Origin of the sequence: Marinobacter sp. S0848L (assembly GCF_023016065.1) — a bacterium.
Taxonomy (GTDB): domain Bacteria; phylum Pseudomonadota; class Gammaproteobacteria; order Pseudomonadales; family Oleiphilaceae; genus Marinobacter.
The window spans coordinates 1-17,727 of the sequence record NZ_JALKAQ010000013.1; the positions used below are offsets into that span (position 1 = coordinate 1).

Here is a 17,727-nt window from a genome sequence, read left to right on the forward strand (position 1 = left end):
TCACTGGAAGACCTGACGCCATGGGAATACCTGGCGAAACACCAACGGGCGGAAAACTCTAATCAGCGGTGCAACTAAAACAGGGATGTTTACAGTGCGACCGGAATAACGTGGATTACCTTGTGGGCATCAGCAAAAACAGCCGGCTGCTCAAGGAGGTGGACGTGCCCTCGATGCTGGTTCGCAGGGCTCACGGGGAGTTGGGAGAAAAAGTCTCTGCCACCTACCGGTTCCAGTACCAGGCCCACACCTGGAAATACCCCCGCTGGGTGATCGCGCGTCTGGAGGAGGGCGAACTGGGTGCCAACCCCAGGTTCATTATCAGCTCCCGTTACGACGACGGCGTTAAACTCTACTACGAGCAATACTGTGCCCGGGGTGACATGGAAAACCGGATCAAGGATCAGCAGTTGTGTCTGTTCGCAGATCGCACCTCCAGCACGCGGTGGTGGACCAATCAGTGGCGGTTGCTCCTATCGGGCTTTGCCTACACGTTGTTCGAGCGATTACGGGCCCACTTGAAGAAGACGCCCTTCGAGAGAATGAGCGCCAGTAACCTGCGGCTGAAACTGATCAAGGTGGGCGCGGTCATCATTCGCAACACTCGGCGCATACGGATGTTGATGAGCGATGCCTATCCTTACAAAGACGAACTCTCTGACCTGGTACGTCAACTGGTTCCGGGATAGAAGCCCGGGCTCCCCCGACCCGACGCAATGGGGGAAAGGGGGTCGTGTGTCCGGACAACAGAGATTGATCAGTTATTAATCATTCTCGGCTGCAAATGAGCGGTAATGGCGGTAACCTGCACGGTCTGCGAGACTTGCCGGGGACCTATGAGAAATCCGGGCTAGAAGGCGGGCGATCTCAGAGCGTTCGAGCACCAGCGGGAAAGAGGTTGATTTGGCCACTAGGGGGTCCAACGTCACCACCGGTGGGCAAGACGCTCGAATTGGAGCGCTGTACGCTGCCGGTTTTGTTCAACTACATGCGCCTATATCTGAAAAAGCCTATCGGAGTTTAGCTGCATAACTCAGGACTCTTGGGGCGCAGGCTCATGTGACTGCAGTCTTTGGAAAGGGTGGTCAGTTCAAAGATTTCTTGCTTGTCTTCTGACTGCAAGTAACAACCGAACCTCGTAGTTCGCGGCGGATTATGTGTTAAGTGTTTCTTTGCTTTTTTCGTAGCAATGCAAATTGTTTTTATGGTTGAGGTTGACCTGTGTTATTAGCTCGAACTGCGCTTCTATGGTTATTCGTCGCAGCAGTATTTGCCTGCGTTTTATTTGCAGACTTTTTGCCTTTGCCTTTTGGCGATTATGCATCGCAGCGGTTTACCTTAGTAGGGCTTTCTGCAGCGGTGGTGACCGTTTGCGCGGCAGTTTTAGTGAAGCGGTACGGCTTACGCGCTTTTAAGGATTGTGGGCCGGCATTTTTCGTTGCTTCAGCGTTCATAATTTTATCTTGGCCATTTTCGGGAGCCCAGCATGTGTGGGTAGAACCGGGCATGTATGCTGTTTTTTTTCTTGGTTTTGTCTTGGCAGGGAGCTTGTCTGGTCGAGGTGGTCAAACCTCTAGTTGGGTGGTAGCTATAGTCTATGTCGGGGCGGCCGCTGTGGCGCTATATGGCGGTTCGACTATCACAGTTTACTTGTTCGCGCTCTCTGACGGTGTAACAAACCTTTCAGATTATATTCCTTGGGGGTTTGTCAGCATTCGTTACTGGAGCCATATTGCGACTTGGCTGATCCCGTTAATGCCCTTGGCAGTCCTCGTTGGGCCATTTAAAGATGAGAGACTTTGGCGGTTTTTTGTTGCTCTGGGGACGGCGTTATGGTGGTGGGTTGTATTCCTTTCTACCTCCCGTGGAACTATGTTGGGCCTTGCTTTTGGGGTGCTTTTGGTAATAGTTCTCCTTGGTCGATCCGCACTGCCATGGCTGAAAATAGTTATACAGCATTTGATATATGGAGGGCTTGTCTGGGCACTTCTTTCGGGAATTGTTCCTTGGCTATTACTTGATGAAGTAAATATCCGGGCACTCAAAACAGACTCGTCTGGCAGGATGCCTCTCTTTATCGAAGCTTTGAGCATGAGTTTTGAGAATTTTCCATTCGGCATGGGGCCGCAATCTTGGTTGACTCATGCAGTGCTCACTGATGAGTACGAGCGCTCACCTAAATTCGCACATCCGCATAATATGTATTTAATGTGGGCTGCAGAGTATGGATGGTTATTGATTAGTGCTCTTTTAGTATTGGTTGCTCAAGCGTCCCGTTTGTTTTGGCGGCGACGAAGGGAGGCGCGCTCTCATGGGGGTAGTCAATTGGCTCTACCTCTCGCTGGGTTCACGGCTTCGGTTTCATCTGCGTTGTTGCATGCTGGAGTTTCCGCAGTCTTTATTGCGCCAGGGTCAATGATGGTAGGCTTTGTGGTGTTAAGTACGTTTTGGGCGATCATTGCGGCAGATGCTTTGCCTCATAAGTCGGAGATGCCTTTAGGGAGAGCGTTGTCGGCTGGTTCAGTAGGTCTGTTGCTAGGTTTAATCTGCTACGTTTGGCTGAGTGAAGTGGCCAACTATCATAAGGCCATGGACTCCGATCAGCAGTTTTATTTTGACAATGTGCCAGAGGGTAGGCTACCGCGCTTTTGGTTTCATGGTAACTTTCCTAGGCGCTCGGAGCTAATGCCTCGGTGATTCAGATGCGCTGTCAAGAAAGATACCGCTTGGTTTAATCAAATTGGCCAATGCATGGTGGGTTTGACTCCAGTAAATTGACCATCGATGGACAAGGTTTAGCTGGAGTTGCCCCCATCTCAAGCTGTTTCTGGCTATCCGTTTATTGGCGACATAGAAAGGCATAATAGCAGTTCGCGGAGATTTGCAGATTTCATTCGAGAAAGCAACTCAATGGGATCACCGACAAAAGGATTGTAGAAAAAAGGGAGAGGAATTTAGTTTGCCCGTGATCGCCGCTCAGGAGAAGGTTGGCGTTGAAATTGCTTTTCCGATCACTTTACGTTTATTACCAGAACCTGGCAGAAATATAATGAAAAGTACCGGTTTTACTTTCATTGAATTGATGTTTATTGTTGCGATCATGGGAATTCTTACCGCAATAGCGATCCCAAGCTATCAGCGTTACGTTTTGAAAACCCAAATAAATCGAGTGGTTGGTGAGTTGTCAGTCTACAAATCACCGTTTGAAGAGCGTCTCGGCTCAAGCGGAAGCGTGACAAATAGTCAGATTGGATACACTCCTTCCAATCTGACTACAGGCAGTCAGGCGGTTGATGTAGCTGCTTTCAATGCCGACGGTTCAGGCCAGCTTCAAGTGACCATGGGGGGGGCAAAGCCCACCCAAATTTGTCAGGTGTGATTTTAAGCCTTGAGCGTAGTCCTTCGGGAACATGGGAGTGTGTTATTGATCCGAGCGCAGCGGCTGGTTGGAAAGCCTCTTACATGCCAGCTGGATGTTGGCTGTAACTGGTTTTATTTGAGCCTAGCGTGAGTGGGCCCAAGCTCACTCACCCAAACTCCCTCCCCAACCAATCATTAATATCCCCAGACTCATACAGCCACCGCTCTTTACCCCGCTCATCCACAATCAACAAACAAGGTACCTTAACCGCCCCGCCACCTTGCAACAGTGCCTCACGGTGTTTCGGGTCATGCTGCGCATCCCGCCGTTCAATATTCAGCCCCAGCCGCGCGATCTCTTTACGAACCTTAATGCAAAACGGGCAAGCCCGAAATTGGTAGAGCGCCAGATTCTCGGTGGCTTCATCAACCTTAGCTTGCTCCTCGGGAGAGCGTTCAATGGCCTTGGGCGTGCTGAGCTTCTCTGAAAGCAGCATGAACGGCGTCAAAACCAAGCGGAGCAGGCGAAAAAAAGCCCGGATAATCATGCGCATAATAAAACCTAAACTGTTTCGAAATGGGTGTGGCCAAGGATAATAGGGCGGCAAGGATAACATGGCCGGGAAATAAATTGGGGTCAGCCCCCATTCAGGTTAAACCTCATCCGGCCCATTCTTCTCTAAATAAGCCGAGCCAGTTCCCCCTCCACCTTCCATGTGCACGCTGATCCTCGGCGCGGCCACGTCAATATACCGCTCTTCCATCTTCCGCTTCAGCAGCAAGTTGAACGCGCGGGATACATCCCACTGGTACTCAGGCTTGGTGCGCATGCGCATTCGCAATACCGGGCAGCCTTCTTCGAACGAGTGAATACCCTGCATTTCCAGGGGCGACCAGATCAGCCAGCGCATGTCGGGTTGCAGGCGCAGGTCGTCGGCGGTTTCGTTCATCAGCAGTATGGCGTCGTCGATGGGCAGTTCCCGTGGGATGCGGATTTTGAGCAGGGCGATCCCGAACTGGCGCGACATGTTGTGAATGGAGCTGATTTTACTGAAGGTAATGTGGTGAACCACGCCTTCAAGATCCCGCAGGCGCACGGTGCGCAGGTTGAAGCCTTCCACGGTGCCCATAAAGCCGTTGATCTGCACGAAATCCCCCACCGACATGGAGTCTTCCACCACAATGAACAGGCCGGTGATTAAATCCTGAACCAGAGTTTGGGCACCAAAGCCCACGGCGAGGCCGATAATACCGGCACCAGCAAGAAGGGGTGTCACGTCTACACCGAGGGTAGACAGGCTCACCAATGTTGCGATGATCAGGATGGTGATCAGCAAAGTATTGCGGGCAATGGGCAGAATGGTCTGTGCCCGGGCGGCGTTGATGCGTTTTTTGCGGTCGCCTGCGCCCAAGGCGCGTTCCAGCAGTTCGTCGATAAAAATCCACGTCAATTTCGCGATCAATAGAACAATGGCGACGCCTAGTAGGCTGCCGGTAATGTTTTTGCTGATCGGCGCTTTGCCCGCCAGGCCGAACAGCGACAATCCCCAGATTTGCAGGGTCAGTTCGAAAAATACGAACCAGGCTGCCGCTTGAATCAGGTTATACCCGAAGCGCACCAGCCTGCGGCTGAACGTGCTCAAAGAGCGGTGTTTGGGGCGATTCTGTTGAATGCCGAGCAGCCCTTGCAGGGCAAGTGTAAGCGCCAGAAGTAGGGCGCAAATCATGGCTTTACCCAGAGCGGCATCGGCTTCGCCGCCATTAATGAACACCGCTATCACTGAGGCGCTGATCGCGACCAGTAAGGGGATGTGCCAAAGCCGTGCCAAGAGCGCAATCACTTCCCGCGACACGCCTTCGTTTTTGCGCTGGTTGTAGGGGCGGTTACGAATGAGGTGGGTCACAGGGCGCCGGTTGCGAACAATCAGGTAGAAACTCATTAGTGCCGCAACCACACTGAAAACGAGCGCCAGTGCACTGGCCAGTTCGGAGCCAAGTTGTGCCGTCAGTTCGGAGGTGCTTAAGGCATCTTCAAGGGCGAAAAGCGCACCGATGATAAACAGCGGCAACAACATGCGTCTGCGAAGTATCATCACGGCAGGTAGCCGGTGGCCGTTGGAGAACACGGAAATCATCACGTCGAATAACGAGGTTAGTATGCGGGCGCTGAGGCCCGTGTACGCCAGTATTCGCACGGTGGTTTGTGCCGCTTCAGACATGCCGAATGTTGGTAGCCCGGCTAATAGCGCGATAAAGGTTAGCAGCCAAGGCAGAATACGCCGGATAAAATGCACCGCCAGAAGCCAAGGCTTTGGGTTGCGTGGCATTTGCAGGGGCCAGTCTCGCCAGATAAAAAACACTCTGAAAAGACGGGTCAGTCCCCACAATACTGCGAGCCAAGCAGCCAGTCCCGCAGCGGTTTCTGCCAGCACGCGAGCGGATGCGCTGTTCAGCAAGGTGCGGGCCGCGATGTACGCATTCTGAAAATGCGTTTTCCAAATGGAAAGGTAGCTTGGTGGGGTATCCTCTGCGCTATGTTCCTCATCGAACAAGACAGCAAGCGCGCCCAGCAAACCTTCGTTTGCGGAGATCTCGCTTCTGTCCGCCGCCGATTTGGCTTTCAGCCCTTCCTGAATGGTTTTGAGTTGCTGCACCAGCTCCGCACGTTGTTCGTCGTTCTCCAGAGCTTCAATGGTCACATCCAAAGAGGCTTCAAGCTCTTTTGGCGAGGCCTCTTCCTTCTCTTCCTGCCCCGAAAACCCCGGAATGCCGGGCAGAGAAAAAGGATTTGCCTGGGCCGAAGCGCAAAAAAACAGTAAAAACAGCCCAAATAAGGCAACGGAACGTCTCAAGCTTTTACCTCTTCAGAATCAGGAAATAATGAATTCGGCTATTTTTGCGTATTACCGTACCACACTGCATGATTCGCTCCCCCATCTTCCTGACTTTGCGATAAACTTTCACGGTTTTAAAAACCAGAAAAATTCGTTAAGGAACTGATGCATGGCGTTCGAATACGGTACCCAGAAACTCAATATCCGGAACCCGTTCCGGTTTGAGGGGTTAGTGCGGTCTATCCGGGGCTTAGTGTTAACGGCAATCGGCGTGTACCTCTTGTTGCAGATTCAACCGTTGCTCTCTATCGATAAAACTCATGCGTGGCTCAGCTTGGCCATTGGCAGTGTGTTTGTCATTGGTGGTTTCAAAGCGCTGGGTATCGGGCTCTTTCAGGTCATGCGCTTTTTCGTTGGTCGGGCGGCGCCAGCCTCTCTTACGAAGAATGTCGCAAGGGAAGCCGTCCAGGAAAAAGAGCCTGCGCTATACACGGCTCAAACTATCCACAATATGCTGATGAGTAAAAGCAACCGTACGTTCACAGAACCTCAGGGCTGGTTTGCGCGTGCCGTGCATTCACTTTTTCCGGGCTTGATCGTTACCCCGTGGCCTATTCGGAATGCGGCGCAAACGCTGGTCATGAAAATAACAAGAAGCCTCATAGCATTAGGCGCTTTTCTAGTGGCGTCTCTGGTTATCATGATGGTATTTGCGGGTTCAGAGGGTGGTGAAGCCGGAGGTGCGGTGATTACGCTGGCGTTTCAGGTTGTGTTGCTGGTGTATCTCGGCCTTGTCTGGGTGAAGCTGGGCAACCCGCTGGCGCGTGAGAACATGACTAAACTGCACAGTTATTCCAGTGGGGGGTTGGCCCTCGTGGTTGTGGGTGCCATAGTGGTTCCGGTGTTGATGGCACAGGGCTGGCTCGCGATATGGGCGAATGTGGGCTCCCGGGATCGGGCGGCTTTTGTTGAATTGTTGCCGGCTCTTGAACCCATCTTCCGAACGGGAACCCTGCTTACGTTGACCGTTGTCTGTGCAGCCGTGGTTGCGGCAGTGGCTGTGGTCTTAATCCGTGCTCGCATTCGGATGGTGGAGATCAAAACCAGCAGTTCCGAGAAGAACAGCAGCTGGCGTTTCGACTTGCATCCACGGCAAATTTTCACAACCCTGAGAGATCTGGTGCTGATGCAGCGCCGAGAACAGGAATTGCCGAATCGCATGTATCAGGATACCAACGATACAGGGCAGGCAAACCGTGATAACGAACAGTTTAACGGTGATTTGATTACTGAAATTCAGCCTGTGGTTGAAGAGGTTTCTGAGTCTGCGGCCATGCGGTACGCGCGGATTGCAGGTACGGTGACGGCACAGATTCTCATGTTGATCGGTGCTGTGCTTTTTTGGCAAGGTGCCGAGAATGTGTTGTTCCACATGAACGCGTGGGACCAGCTGATCGCTCAGCGCGCAAGCATTGAACTGTTGCTCAATCAACTGTTGATTCCTGCAGGCGGTACCGTTGCTATGCTGCTTGCCTCGCTTCTGCTGATGGGCTTTGGCCGCACGTTGGACAGAATCTGCCATATGTTCTGGGCTGAAATTTTCTTCCGCTCCAAAGTGTTTGATTTCCACTGTGAAGGCACCGTTATGCGCGCGACTCATTACCGCGGTGCGGATCGCCACAGTTCATCCAGTGAGCAGGACGTTTTCACCTTTGATGCGACCTATTTTGCCCTGGCTGCCGACTTTGTAAGTTCCACCTTTGCGGTTTCGGGGCAATATAACCTGGAGCAGCCGCGCTACGTTTTGTCGATGAGCCCCTGCGATGGTTTTATGAACAGCATTATGGGCGACTTGGAGGATGAATTCCGCCGCAGAGATGACGAAATCCAGAGCGATAAGCAGGCGGATAAAGCGCAACGGCTTGATTATATTCGTCAGGAACAAGAGGCACGCCGCACCGGGGATTTGGCGGCTCAGGGTTTGACGTCTCCGCAGCAGCGGGCGATAGAGTCTGAGATGCCGGTTGACGCAGACCGAGAGAAGATTAGTCGTTGGGAAGGTGAGGCAGACTAAGATGAGCCCTAGGGAAGGCTAGGCGCTCATTTGGATGAGCTGTGCAATGATTGTGGCGTGTGTTTCAATCATTGCGCGCTCTACTGTGTCGTCAAATAGGCGGCAAGCGACTCAATATCTTCATCAGACAACACCGTAGCAATCCCAATCATCGGAGTACTGTGCTGCGTCGGGTCCATCTGTTTGAAACGGTTAAGTGCAATGCCCAGATACTCCGCAGGCTGCCCCGCCAACCTTGGCATATTCTGAAAACCCTGAGCCTTCTGCCCATGACACCCCGCACAACGTGTTTTAAATAAGGATTCACCGGCGTCGACGAGTGCTGGATTCGGGCTTGGGCGAGCTTTTGCTTTTTGCTGGCTGAAATAAACCGCGATATTGATTTGCTCGTCTACCGACAGAGTTTTCGCGAGCTTAGACATGACATAGTCTTCGCGCGTGCCGTTCCCGAATTTTTCAAATTGATCGAAGAGGTACTGCGGGTGTTGCGCCGCTAGATTCGGGATGTAATCGCGTTTGCTATTACCGTCTTTCCCGTGGCAGTAACCGCAAAACCGGATCCGCTCCTGGCCAGCTTCGTAGGCGGCTTGCCGCCCTTGATCATCGGCCATAATGGCTCGTAACTCCGACATGACATCGGTGCTTTCCGCCTGAACCATCGCCGAGAAGCTCATGCCCGCCACAACCAAGAAGTGTCTTACCCGAAGACCAAAAATCATACTGCACCCTTTAGCTCGGACTGTAGTCCGGAAAACGATGCAGGTTAGCGTCGACATAAGAGTGAGGTCTTGAGAAAGGTCAATAAAAACGGAATCTAGGACAGGGGCCAAACGCCCTGAGCATCTCGTCACAGAAAATGCGCTGGGGTCTGGCTTAGCAAAGTTTGGTAACATGGGCGAATGCTAAGCAGGGAGCGAGTGATCATGCACTACAGTTCAATACTACCGGATGTCATCAAAATCGCAGATGAAGCCAGTGAGCGGGTTCTGCACATCTATCAATCCGATTTCAAAGTGCAGTATAAAGAAGATCATTCGCCCATCACGGCGGCAGACATGGCCAGCCATGAAACGATCGTGAAAGGGCTGCGAAGCATCAGTCGCGACATCCCGATTCTTTCGGAAGAAGGCGAGCAGGTGCCCTGGGAAGAACGCAAACACTGGCGTCGGTTCTGGCTCATTGACCCGATCGACGGCACCAAAGACTTCACCCAGCGCACCGGCGAATTCACCGTAAACATCGCGTTAATTGAAGACGGCGAGCCGGTCATGGGTGTGGTCACAGCCCCAGCATTGAAAGAAGCGTTTTGGGGGCTAAAAGGCGAAGGCGCATACAAGCGTGACCGAACCGGCCGCACCCATCGGATTCGCGTGGCCGAGCCCAAAGGCATCAAACGCGTAGTCGCCAGCAAGAACCATCTAAATGACGACACCCGCGCCTTCATCGAAACCCTTGGCGAACACGAAACCCTTCAAGCCGGCAGCTCCCTGAAATTCTGCCGAATTGCCGAAGGTCACGCCGACATCTATCCCCGTATGGGCCTAACCTGCGAGTGGGATACCGCCGCTGCACACGCCGTGCTGTTGGCTGCCGGCGGCAAAGTACAAACGCTGCATAACACTCCACTACAGTACGGCAAAGAAGACACCCTCAACCCGCACTTCATCGCCGCGGGTAACTGGTACTTTTAAAAATTGGGGTTTTTATGACTTGGTACGCGCTTCAGCATAAGCCGGCACAGGGTGATCGAGCGGTTCAGCATTTGCAGAATCAGGAGATTGCTTGCTTCTACCCGAAAATCGAGGTGGAGAAGATTAAGGCGGGTAAGCGGAGCAAGAGATTAGAGCCGCTGTTTCCAGGTTATATCTTCGTAAAGCTGGAGCAAACCGACCCGATGTGGGCGAAGCTGCGGTCCACGAGGGGAGTGCTGCGCATTGTCAGTTTTGCCAACAAGCCTGCGGGGGTTCAAGACGAGGTGATTGCTCACATCAAAGCCAGCATGGGCAAAGTGGCGGAGCAGGGCGGTATTAAGGCGGGGCAGGCAATAGAGTTGGATGATGGGCCGTTCAAAGGGCTGGGCGCTATATTTCAAGCCTACGATGGCGAAGAGCGCGCTATTGTGCTGATCAGCTTTATGCAGAAGCAACAGCGGGTGAGTGTGCCGGTGTCGGCAATTCGGTCTTAAGCTAAACGTAGGTCTGGGTGCATTTAGAGCTCTCAAATGTATCCGGGGTCTGACCCCATCTTGGGCCTTTTACAAAAGTTAACGTTGGTAACTCATTGATAGTTGATAAACAAAAGTAATTGTCACTTGTTTGTCACACAGCTTCTAGTAGAATCTCCCACCGCTTCGGAATAGTATTTTTTCCAGAAACCTGACAGGGATCACGTTGGGGCCTTCCTTTTTTGGTTCCTCCCTGTTCATCAAAAGTTAATTCTATGACCTTAAAACACTGGGCCCTGGTCGGTGGGGCGGTAGCGTGCTTGAACGTATATTCTGTGATGGCAGCCCCCTGGGTAGAGCCGGGTGATCCACGCGCTCGCTTTGCTATCCAAAAGCTGGCCGACCGTGGCCATATCGAAGCTTCCACCACCACTTGGCCTATCAGCTGGGTAGATGCCATCTCGGGTAAGCAAAGTGCTGCTCGTGATCAGAAGGCCGTGGGCATGGCTTCCGCTTATCTGAATTTCGAACGGGACCAGCAAGCCAGTGATGGCTTTCGCGGTGAATTTGACCTCCGCGGGCAAAACGAAGTGCCTGGAGTTACTGGCTTTGAACAAACCGGCACTGGCAAAGCCGAAACCAGCGTTAACTTGCAATGGCAGGGCAGTGCGTGGGCGTTTGGCCTCAAGCCTACCTACACCCATAAGCCAGACGATGACAAAGAGCTCCGGCTAGACGGTTCCTACCTTGCCGTAAACCCGGGTAACTGGGTGTTGGGTGCTGGCGCCATCAACCGTTGGTGGGGCCCGGGATGGCAGTCCAGCTTGATACTCTCGAATAACGCCCGGCCTGTGCCCAGCGCATGGATTAGCCGAAATGCCACAACCGCCCCGGAAACCAATTGGCTGACCTGGGTTGGGCCATGGGATTTCACCATTCTGGCTGGCCAAATGGAAAGCGATCGAAAAGTGCCAGATGCCAAGTTATTAGGCATGCGTTTTACCTTTAAGCCGGTCACGGGATTGGAAGTCGGTCTTTCGCGCATTCTGATGTTCGGCGGTGAAGGGTACTCAGAAAACGGTAAAACCATCTGGAACGGCCTGATCGGCAAAGACAATGGCCAAGGTGGCGCTAACGAACCCGGCGACCAACTTGGCAGCATAGATGTTCGTTACGGCTTCCCCATAGGCGAGCAAGCCGTGGGTTTATATGCCCAGATGATGGGCGAAGACGAAGCCGGTGCTTTTCCTGCTCGTAAATCTTGGTTACTAGGTGCTGACTGGACCAGCCAGATTTTCGGTGCCGATCAGCAGTGGTTTGTGGAATACACCAACACCACCGCAGACGACTTTCTGGGCGATTCCATGCCCAATATCAGCTACGAGCATGGTCGTTACAAAAGCGGCAACCGTTATTACGGCCGTAACATCGCCACCAGCTTTGACGGCGATGCAGATGCTCTCACGATGGGTGGGTATCACTTCTTTAGCAGCGGCAGTAACCTGAGCGCGAAAATAAGCTACGCCGAACTGAACAAAGACGGCGTAAGTCGAGCAGTGGCAAGCAAAGATGTTTTCTATAACGTGCCAGCCACAGATCAGAAAGTGGCGATCGCAAGCCTTGGCTATGGCACCCAGGTAATAAGTGGCTGGCTGGAGTTGAACCTTCAAGCAAGCGACAAAAAGATTGATTACATCGGCGGTGAGAAAGACCAATTCTCAGCCTCTGCCAGCTGGACCTACCGTTTTTAAATTTTAGTAAAAACCGGAACACAACCCGTGAACTTAAAAAACTTTCTGCTCCCCCTGGCGCTAGCGCTTCCACTCGCGGCTCAGGCCCAAGCCATAAGCCAAGCACAAATCGAACGCTTCAAAAGCCTGCCCAAGGCTCAGCAAGAAGCCCTCGCCAATCAGTATGGGGTAGACCTAAGTTCGCTTGGCGGCGGCAGTTCGCCAAGCATCAACGGAGCGCAAATCCGTAACCCCGCGCCGGTGGTTCAGCCAATTTCCAGCCAAAAAGATGGCAAGCTGGAAGAAAGTGACGAAGCAACCCAAGGCAGTAGCGCGGAAAACGAAAAGAAAACTCACCGCCTGGAACCCTTTGGTTACGACCTTTTCGCCGGCAGCCCGAGCACGTTTGCGCCGGTTACCTCCATTCCCGTACCCGGTAAATACACCATCGGCCCGGGTGATGAAATTCGCATCCAGATGTGGGGTAAAGAAAGCCGGGACCTAACTCTCACCGTAGACCGTAACGGCGTGATCAGCCTCCCGGAAATCGGCCCTGAGCCCGTGGCGGGCATGTCGTTTGCCGATCTGAAAGAGCGTATCAACGCACTCGTCAACGAACACTATATTGGCATGAAAGCCAGCGTTAGCCTAGGCGAGCTGCGCAGTATGCGTGTGTTCGTGTTGGGTGAAGCAAGAACACCGGGTGCCTATACCGTAAGCTCACTGTCCACCATCACTAACGCATTGTTCGTGTCTGGCGGGGTAAAACGCACCGGCTCGTTGCGCACTATTCAGCACAAGCGCAACGGCAAGTTGGTCGGCACGCTGGACCTTTACGACCTATTGTTAAAAGGTGACACCAGTGAAGACGAGCGCCTGCAACCCGGCGACGTTATCTTCATTCCGCCGGTAGGCAAGCTGGCCGGCATCAAAGGCGAAGTGCACCGCCCGGCTCTGTACGAGCTGGAAATCGGGCAAACCGTGGGTGACGTCATTCGGTTATCCGGTGGCTTTACAGCCGACGCCTACCCAAAACGTGCACAGCTACAGCGCGTAGACGATAACTTTAACCTCAGGATTGAAGATCTTGATCTCACCAACAATGGTGCGAAAAACACTCGTCTACAAACTGGCGATGTACTAACTGTCTCCTCGGTTACCGAACTTACCGAAGGGTTCGTGTCGCTGGAAGGCGAGGCCGTTCGCTCGGGCCGTTATGCCTGGAAGCCCGGCCTACGTGTGAGTGATTTGATTGACAGCCTCACTTTTGACGTAACCCGTAGCGCTGATTACCGTTACGCCTTGCGTGTGCGTGAACAGGTTGAGCGCAACATCATTGAAGTGAAATCCTTTAACCTGCGCAAAGCCGTGGTAGATGGTAATCCAGAGCACGATCTGTTGCTGCAATCCCGAGACAGAATCCTGCTGCTCTCAGAAACCAATCCAGAGCAGCGGCAGCAGGCATTGGCCGACATTAACCGCCGCCTTCAATCACAAACCGGCCCGAATTCATGGGCGCCAGTAGTGCAGGTTGCAGGTGCCGTGCGATTCCCGGGCACCTACCCCATGCCGGAAAACGGCACCTTGAAAGAGTTGCTGGACGCCGCAGGCGGTTTGAAAGAAAACGCCTTGCTGCTGGAAGGCGAAATCACCCGTTATACCACCAGCGAAAAAGGTACCGGTGAAACCAGTGTTATTCAGTTCACCCCGTCTGCAGTGTTGGAAGGTAGTGAAAGCGTCTCTCTACAAGGCCGCGACCGAATCCTGATAAAAGGCGTACCGGATTTCGCTAAAACCAACACCATTACCCTTGCCGGTGAAGTGCTTTATCCGGGGGAGTACACCTTTCAAACCGGTGAAACCCTGAGCGACGTGCTCCAGCGCGCCGGCGGCCTAACCAGCAACGCCTACCCGAAAGGCGCAGTGTTCACCCGCGCCAAACTGCGTCAGCTGGAAGCTCAGCGCCTGCAGGAGGCCGAAGAGCGCTTGCAGGGCGACTTGTTGGGTGTTCAGCTTGAAGGCAACGACGCCGGCGGCAATGCTTCTGACCGCGTTGGGCAAGTACAAGACCTACTGAAAGACGTACAGAGCAGCCGGCCCGTGGGCCGCATGGTGATCAACTTGGCGGCTATTGCCGCAGGCGAACATCACCAGCCCGTTCGCTTGCAAGACGGCGACCGCCTGACTGTACCTGAAATCCCGCAAGCCGTGACCGTATTCGGTGAAGTGCAGTTCCCAACCAGCCACATGCACCAAGAAGGCCTGACCTTAGAGGATTACCTGAAACGCTCCGGTGGCCCCACTCGCCAGGCAGACGAAAGTCGGGTGTATGTGGTCAGAGCCGATGGCTCGGTGATGATGCCTCAGCGAAGCAATTGGTTTGGTGGCGGTGCCAGCCAACTGGAACCGGGAGATACCATCATTATGCCGATCAATGTAGACCGCCTGAACCAGCTTGAGCTCTGGACTAATGTCAGCCAAATCGTTTATCAAATGGCCCTTGGTGCAGCTGCGGTGGGGAATCTATAATGAATCAATCTATCGTGAATCAAGTGGCCGAACAGTCGTATTATTCGGAAGACGAAATCAGCCTCCGAGAACTCTTTGGAACCCTGTGGCGTGGCAAGTGGATTATTCTGTTGTGCACCGTTGTCTGCGCCGCCGTCGGCGTGGGCTACGCCCTTAGCAAGCCTAACATATACCAAGCAAGTGTATTGCTTGCTCCAGCACAAGATGAAGGTGGTGCGGGTGGTTTAAGGGGGCAATTGGGTGGTTTAGCCAGCTTGGCGGGTATCAGTCTTGGTGGTGGAGGGGGTAGTCCGACCCTTATCGCGAAAGAGGTATTGCAATCTAGAGCTTTTTTGACGAGTTTTATCCATCGCCATGATTTGAGTGTGCAGCTGAAAGCGGTAAAAGAATGGGATTTGGAGGTGCAGAAATGGCTATATGATCGCGAGATTTATAATCCTGATACAGGCGAATGGCTGACCGACCTAGCAGGTAAAAGTTTGAAACCTACCGATTGGGATCTGGTCAAGGCATTCAAAGGTGATCACTTGAGCATAAGTGAAAACAAAGACACCGGCATGCTGACCGTCAGCATTAAACACCTTTCACCTACAGTCGCAAAAAATTGGGCCATGATGTTGGTTGCGGACATTAATGAGCATATGCGCCGTGAAGATGTTAGTAAATCAGAGGCTCGCATCGCGTATTTAGAGAGTAAGTTACAAGAGACCAATATCGCAGGAATGCAGCAGGTGTTTTACCAGCTTATCGAAAGCGAAACGCGCACTGTGATGCTCGCAAACGCACAGCAAGAGTATGTGTTCAAGACCATAGATCCCGCGGTAGAGCCGCAGGAGAACAGTGAGCCGAAGCGTTTGCTCATTATAGTGTTGGCTGTGATGCTCGGGGGATGTCTTGGGGTTTTCATCGCGTTTTTACGAGTGTTTATTCAAAAAAAATAGTATGTTGTGGGGACTCCGGCCTCTAACCTAATCTGTGAATATCTATAAAATACAGCAAGGCCCAAAATTATGAATGAATCGCTCTCGCAGCGCCCCGAAGCCCCCGATGAAATCAGCTTGGTTGACCTAGCAACCACTTTCATCCGCCACCGTCGCATATTCTATGCGGTGTTTGTTACAGTAACGCTTCTAGGTGTTGCATACGCGTTTCTTACTCCCGAAAAGTACGAATACGTTAGTCTGATCCAGATTGCAAAAAAGGAAAAAGGCGACCCCATTCAGCCGGCGCAAGCCACCATTGCTACGTTCGAAAACCGCTGGCTACCGGAAGTAGAAGCTGCCTATCAAGCAAAGAATGATGAGAAACTGCCTTTTAATGTGTCGATCAACAACCCTGAAAGCACAGGGTTGATCCGCTTTCGGAGCGAAGCGACAGGCGCTAACGCGAAGGCCGTAGAGGCAATCCATGAAAGCCTAATTGAACACGTAAAACATTATCAAAACGCGTTGGTCCAAAGTGCGAGGGAAAGTCTTGTCCGGCAAACGGACTCGCTCGACAAACTTATTGATTCCCTTCAAGGGCAACAAAACGCTGGTGAGGCTATAGCCTCGACTATTGAAAAACGTTCACAGCTAGAAAGCCAAAGAGAAAGTCTAAAAAGTGTCGAAGTCTTGGTCGTCAGCCGCCAAAGCGTGGATCGAGTTAGCCCTAAGCGCGGTCTCATTGTGGTGCTATCGGTTTTAATGGGAGTGACGCTTGGTGTCTTATTGGCGTTTATGTCAGAGTTTTATTGTTCTGTTAAAGCGCAATTGAGAGCCTCCAAACTCGTGTGATCGAAGGCCGGTCGTCACTCTATGCGTTACTAGAAAGTTCTTGCTACACAATTTTCATGGAATAACTAATGTCCTCCATACTAGGTTTGATCGGCAGAGATAAAGAACTGTTCGGAGCTGATATTGCAGCTAATGAAAAAAATCTGTCTAAGATTGTTAACTGTTCTCGCTTTTTGGTCCTTGGAGGTGCAGGCTCCATCGGTCAAGCGGTAACCAAAGAAATCTTCAAGCGCAACCCTGCAAAACTTCACGTCGTCGATATCAGTGAAAACAATTTAGTCGAGTTGGTTCGAGATATACGTAGCAGCTTCGGCTACATTGACGGCGAATTCCGTACCTTTGCGCTAGATATCGGCTCCTTGGAGTACGATGCCTTTTTTCAGGCCGACGGCCAGTACGACTACATCCTGAACCTGTCCGCGCTCAAGCACGTCCGCAGCGAGAAAGATCCTTACACGTTGATGCGGATGGTGGATGTCAACGTCTTCAATACCGATAAAACCCTACAGCAGGCCATTGATTCGGGCGTTAAAAAGTACTTTTGTGTGTCCACGGACAAAGCAGCGAATCCCGTCAACATGATGGGCGCGTCAAAGCGCATCATGGAAATGTTCCTGATGCGCCGCAGTCTTGAGATTGATATCTCTACCGCGCGCTTCGCCAACGTCGCTTTCTCTGATGGTTCTCTGCTGCACGGGTTCAATCAGCGGCTTGAAAAACGCCAGCCAATCGTCGCGCCAAACGATGTCAGGCGGTATTTCGTCACCCCAAAGGAGTCGGGGGAGCTTTGCCTGATGTCTTGCATCTTTGGCGATAACCGCGACATTTTCTTCCCCAAGCTTAGCGAAAACCTTCACCTCATTTCATTTGCCGATATTGCCGTTAAGTATCTGGAAGAAAAAGGGTTGGAGCCTGTGTTGTGCGGCAGTGAGGGTGAGGTGCGGGAGCTGGTGAAAACCTTGCCTGAGCAGGGTAAGTGGCCGTGCCTGTTCACCGGGAGTGACACCACAGGCGAGAAGGATTTTGAGGAATTCTATACTGATCGGGAAACGCTGGACATGGAGCGCTACGTCAATCTCGGCATCATCAAAAACGATGCGGAGTTTGATGAGCGGCTGTTAGGTGAGTTTGAGTCCCGTATTGCCGCTTTGAAGCACGGCCTGGCCTGGACTAAGGAAGACTTGGTGCAGCTGTTTTTTAACATGATTCCGGATTTCGGCCACAAAGAAACCGGCAAATACCTAGACAGCAAGATGTGAGG

General features: G+C 52.4%; 14 protein-coding genes and 1 pseudogene. 12 read left to right on the top strand and 3 right to left on the bottom strand.

The features are described from left to right. Positions 1-95: 95 nt before the first annotated feature. From MWU64_RS13420 to MWU64_RS13435, 4 genes and pseudogenes are all read left to right on the top strand, one after another. Positions 96-689 (top strand): annotated as a pseudogene (locus MWU64_RS13420) (transposase); the annotation flags it as partial. A 532-nt stretch (positions 690-1,221) separates the two neighbouring features. Beyond that, a complete protein-coding gene (locus MWU64_RS15490) occupies positions 1,222-2,697 on the top strand; it encodes an O-antigen ligase family protein (protein WP_247064895.1) in 1,476 nt (491 codons plus the stop codon). Between the two features lie 184 nt (positions 2,698-2,881). Then, positions 2,882-3,379, top strand: a complete 498-nt coding sequence (locus MWU64_RS15455) for a pilin (RefSeq protein WP_281496378.1) — start codon at positions 2,882-2,884, stop codon at positions 3,377-3,379. Further along, positions 3,376-3,486 carry a hypothetical protein gene (locus MWU64_RS13435; RefSeq protein ID WP_247064972.1) on the top strand — a complete coding sequence of 37 codons (111 nt, stop codon included), beginning with the start codon at positions 3,376-3,378 and terminating at the stop codon, positions 3,484-3,486. Before MWU64_RS15455 ends, MWU64_RS13435 begins: the two co-directional genes overlap by 4 nt. Positions 3,487-3,527: 41 nt before the next feature. Here the strand turns inward: MWU64_RS13435 and MWU64_RS13440 are convergent, their stop codons facing one another. Both MWU64_RS13440 and MWU64_RS13445 read right to left on the bottom strand, forming a co-directional pair. Next, on the bottom strand, positions 3,528-3,914 hold the full coding sequence (locus tag MWU64_RS13440) for a glutaredoxin (protein WP_247064896.1): 387 nt from the start codon (positions 3,912-3,914) through the stop codon (positions 3,528-3,530). A gap of 99 nt (positions 3,915-4,013) precedes the next feature. Then, positions 4,014-6,212, bottom strand: coding sequence for a mechanosensitive ion channel family protein (locus tag MWU64_RS13445; RefSeq protein WP_247064897.1), 2,199 nt, complete (start codon positions 6,210-6,212; stop codon positions 4,014-4,016). A 151-nt stretch (positions 6,213-6,363) separates the two neighbouring features. Here MWU64_RS13445 and MWU64_RS13450 point away from each other — a divergent pair, with 151 nt between their 5' ends. Then, positions 6,364-8,268 carry a hypothetical protein gene (locus MWU64_RS13450; RefSeq protein WP_247064898.1) on the top strand — a complete coding sequence of 635 codons (1,905 nt, stop codon included), beginning with the start codon at positions 6,364-6,366 and terminating at the stop codon, positions 8,266-8,268. Between the two features lie 80 nt (positions 8,269-8,348). Here the strand turns inward: MWU64_RS13450 and MWU64_RS13455 are convergent, their stop codons facing one another. Further along, complete coding sequence (locus MWU64_RS13455) at positions 8,349-8,987, bottom strand: c-type cytochrome (RefSeq protein WP_247064899.1); 639 nt, start codon at positions 8,985-8,987, stop codon at positions 8,349-8,351. A gap of 204 nt (positions 8,988-9,191) precedes the next feature. On the opposite strand from MWU64_RS13455, the gene cysQ reads away from it, so the two are divergent. The 7 genes from cysQ (at position 9,192) to MWU64_RS13490 (ending at position 17,725) form a co-directional block, all read left to right on the top strand. After that, entirely contained in the window at positions 9,192-9,959 is a 768-nt protein-coding gene (cysQ, locus tag MWU64_RS13460) for a 3'(2'),5'-bisphosphate nucleotidase CysQ (protein WP_247064900.1), read from the top strand. A 14-nt stretch (positions 9,960-9,973) separates the two neighbouring features. Then, entirely contained in the window at positions 9,974-10,453 is a 480-nt protein-coding gene (gene rfaH / locus MWU64_RS13465; protein WP_247064901.1) for a transcription/translation regulatory transformer protein RfaH, read from the top strand. A 299-nt stretch (positions 10,454-10,752) separates the two neighbouring features. Then, positions 10,753-12,183, top strand: coding sequence for a capsule assembly Wzi family protein (locus MWU64_RS13470; RefSeq protein ID WP_348645561.1), 1,431 nt, complete (start codon positions 10,753-10,755; stop codon positions 12,181-12,183). A 27-nt stretch (positions 12,184-12,210) separates the two neighbouring features. Next, a complete protein-coding gene (locus MWU64_RS13475) occupies positions 12,211-14,691 on the top strand; it encodes an SLBB domain-containing protein (RefSeq protein ID WP_247064903.1) in 2,481 nt (826 codons plus the stop codon). Continuing rightward, positions 14,691-15,632 carry a Wzz/FepE/Etk N-terminal domain-containing protein gene (locus MWU64_RS13480; protein WP_247064904.1) on the top strand — a complete coding sequence of 314 codons (942 nt, stop codon included), beginning with the start codon at positions 14,691-14,693 and terminating at the stop codon, positions 15,630-15,632. The genes MWU64_RS13475 and MWU64_RS13480 overlap by 1 nt, the downstream gene beginning before the upstream one ends. 69 nt (positions 15,633-15,701) lie before the next feature. Then, a complete protein-coding gene (locus MWU64_RS13485; RefSeq protein WP_247064905.1) occupies positions 15,702-16,466 on the top strand; it encodes a Wzz/FepE/Etk N-terminal domain-containing protein in 765 nt (254 codons plus the stop codon). A gap of 68 nt (positions 16,467-16,534) precedes the next feature. After that, complete coding sequence (locus tag MWU64_RS13490) at positions 16,535-17,725, top strand: UDP-N-acetylglucosamine 4,6-dehydratase (RefSeq protein WP_247064906.1); 1,191 nt, start codon at positions 16,535-16,537, stop codon at positions 17,723-17,725. Positions 17,726-17,727: the final 2 nt, after the last annotated feature.